Source organism: Achromobacter sp. Marseille-Q0513 (assembly GCF_018195695.1).
Taxonomy (GTDB): domain Bacteria; phylum Pseudomonadota; class Gammaproteobacteria; order Burkholderiales; family Burkholderiaceae_B; genus Achromobacter.
Genome location: NZ_JAGTJY010000315.1, coordinates 1 through 3,262, shown reverse-complemented (window position 1 = coordinate 3,262; position 3,262 = coordinate 1). Strand labels below are relative to the sequence as shown.

Genomic DNA, 3,262 nt, shown 5'->3' with positions numbered 1-3,262 from the left:
ACATACTCCTTGGACGTATGTTATGCCTTGAACACGAAATTAATGACAGGCCCGCTTGAGGCCCTTACTTGGGCAGTGCCATGCTCGCCTCGATAAGTTCACGCGTGACTAATCGCAATTCAGGCACGAGCAATCGAGACAACTTATTTCCTTCTTCGAGAGTACCAATTGCCTGTTCTTCAACGCTGCCTAAGACAAAGGTGTACGTTACCCCGTGAACGACAGCATTGCGCCGATTAACGGCCGGCATTCCAATGTATTCAGCCCACGCTACTTGTTCGTGATGGTTATTTTCCTTTGCATGTTTTTGAAGTAAACGAACGGCTGTGCCCAACGTCTTAGTGAAAGGCATCATCGAGCTCCCACCAAGGTGCGTATCTATCGCATCGCGAACACCAGAATGTAAGCGTGCAGCGGCCCATGTCACCCGTCCGATTTCCGCAAGTAAGCTCGGATCGCACGGCATCGTGTCAACATAACTATCAGGAATCGACGGTTTCGCCGTCGGCGGTTGAATTCCACTTTGAGTTTTATTGTTGCTCATGGTCATCGCGCCCTCCAACTAAATGATCGATTTCGAAGATTACAAGATACTTTAATTAAATCTGACCTAAACCTGTATTGACCTAGCACAACCTGGCTAGCACATCCGAAGGGGACGGAAGGGGACGGAAGGGGAGGTCAGCAACCGTATCCCCTCTCTACTGAAATCGCATGACTTCCGCATAACGGAATCTACTATCAGATAGATACTATCTCAACAAGATCCGCCACCTTTATATACCACGGCAAATTCTCTACCCTCGTTTCTTTCGAAAAACCTAGGCTGCAGGAGGAATAGTATTTTTCTCCTTATCAACACCAACGCTTTCGTAGCAGTTGTTGCATAGTTTCTGCTTTTTATAAGCCAAGTGATTCGTATCAACTGGTCTGCCACAATGAGGGCAACTAAACGCTTCCCCAATATTCATAAGGAATTTTTGGAAAAAATTATCCTCCAGAGAAACCCTCCGAATCTCTCGCAGATCTTTGAGATTCAAAGAATCCATCATAGACGTATCTAATTTATTTTTTGTTATGTTTAAAGAATTATAACAACCGTAGTCTATTGAATATACATTATAGGAAACTCCCGGATGATCTTTGTGAGAATACCCACTCTTTCTCAAGTGAATCACTCTAAAATCAATCAGATTCTGTATGTGCTTATTTGCAGAATGTCTCTCTGGAATTAAGAAATGAACAGACCTCTTCTTCTCAATAACCTCTTGGACAATCTCCACCAAAAGCTGCCTTTCGATGTGGTGTTTGTCTACCTGTTCCTTTTTATCGGTTTCATACCACTCCGAATTCGCAGATCTCAAATTCTTAACGCTTATTCTATTAGCGCTAGAATTCGACCCTATGATGTACTTATCATATGAATTTATAAACAAGTTCATAAAATCACGAGGAACACCAGCGCTCGCTACCAATATCTCATTCAAAGCAACGTTAGCAAAAAATTGATTTATAAACCGTTCCGGACTAATCCTTTTTGTCAGAACGAACTGCTCCGTAACTTGCTGATTTATAGAAGACAGATGTTTATACAATAGATTGTTAAAAAAATCCCTTGTCTGCGTCTTGTTCACTTCAAAAACGTACCGCATATCTAAGGGGTACCCAAAAATATCCCCTCCATCCTCCAGACCGAAAAATTTCTTTTCGGTTTTTATGCCCAGATTTGTTCTATTTGGTATGGCTGCTATTTTCAACGTTACCGCAATAGCAGAAAAGGTTTTTTTTATTATTTCTGCTAAAAAAAGCTGAGTATCCTGATCAATCTCTGACCACTCATCTATTAGCAACGTTATCCTATTTAGATCGAGACTCTGCAACAGTCTTTCTAACTCATCAGTAATATCGAGAATGGATATATAAGAACTTTTCTCCGTATCTTTTACCTCTTTCCTCTGCCTCTTTCCTTCAAGCTTCGCAGAAGGCGATACAGATAAAGTTGCCGCCCCCGATATAGCACTCACCTCCTCTTCAGAAACGGTAAGTGCACTCGGCTTTTTAAATTCTTTGCCGTCGAACTGAAGATATATTCTCTCGAATAAATCGATCAACCCTTCCTGCCCCACTTTTCGAGCTAGGACCGTAGTCGGATCGAACTCATTTACCCCCAGTATTTGAGGAAGGCTCTTGGCCACCGAATGGGCCAACCCTTGAATTACATATTTAAATATTAAGATCGCATCCACATCCGCCGTTGTAACACCCGAGGGCACAAGTGGAATAATTCTTCTAAGATCAACATAAACCGGAAAATTCCGCGATTCATGAAAGCCCTCTCCTATCCTTTCGGCCAAAGCCCTCAATAGATGAGTCTTTCCTGACCCTCTTCTTCCGTATATAACGGTATTATTTCTATTATTAATATTTTCTATATTTTCAACGCCAGCATAGAGATCAACATAGCTATCATAATCTATGTTCTCAGCCCTTACATTATTGGAAAGAGCCTGCACTGTTTTCTTTATTGGTATTGAATTTAGGAGCATTTTTATCTTCCAAAACAAATAAACAAGACTATCTCAATAATGACGATTCTGAAAAATGAAACATAAAATACTAACCACCAACCTTTTTTAAACCCAACAAAGCTTCATCTGTAGGTTAGTGAAACGAGAAATTCTCTTACATAATATATCAAAATAATTAATATTGATATCTGACACCAGACACAGATATCTCATATCAAGACCAACCTTCAGAGAAGTGGAGCCTCCCCTTTCGCCTCGTCGACATAACTTTTGGCGTTAAACATGAGCCAGCATAACCACCTCACTGAAGAGACACGAACACGCTGTGCGAGGAGAAATTTCGCAGCGCCCCCGCTCAACCTTCCTGCTGGTAAATTAGACATCGCCGAGAACAAGCGATTTCAGAAAATGGCACTTATCTTCTTGCGGATCGCGCCACCTACTCCTTTTACACATTTCTAGTGATGCAGCGACGAAAGTGTTTCGTGTATTCAAGGCAGCACACCAAACGAGTTACCTACACACGAGAACTCTGCGAATTATCAATATCGGTCGAGTCAATTTCCACCCATGGTTCTTGATCCTTCGCCTCATCCTACTACCCCCTTTTTGGCCTTCTACAGATGTCCCGACTACACGTTGACCCTCATCGCTCATACCTAGCCACATTGGCACTTATCTCCCTTGTGGCAACTAGCCTCCCAACCACCGCCGCCCCCCGCGCCATCTACACC

Annotated in this window: 2 protein-coding genes; both read right to left on the bottom strand. The window is 42.5% G+C overall.

The features are described from left to right. Positions 1-64: 64 nt before the first annotated feature. Positions 65-550, bottom strand: coding sequence for a hypothetical protein (locus KDH83_RS30085; RefSeq protein WP_212322567.1), 486 nt, complete (start codon positions 548-550; stop codon positions 65-67). A gap of 271 nt (positions 551-821) precedes the next feature. Beyond that, a complete protein-coding gene (locus tag KDH83_RS30080) occupies positions 822-2,546 on the bottom strand; it encodes a hypothetical protein (RefSeq protein WP_212322564.1) in 1,725 nt (574 codons plus the stop codon). Positions 2,547-3,262 lie beyond the last annotated feature (716 nt).

Excerpts from the sequence above, each read along its gene's own strand:
- KDH83_RS30085 (WP_212322567.1), bottom strand. The coding sequence starts at position 550 with ATGACCATGAGCAACAATAAAACTCAAAGTGGAATTCAACCGCCGACG.
- KDH83_RS30080 (WP_212322564.1), bottom strand. The coding sequence starts at position 2,546 with ATGCTCCTAAATTCAATACCAATAAAGAAAACAGTGCAGGCTCTTTCC.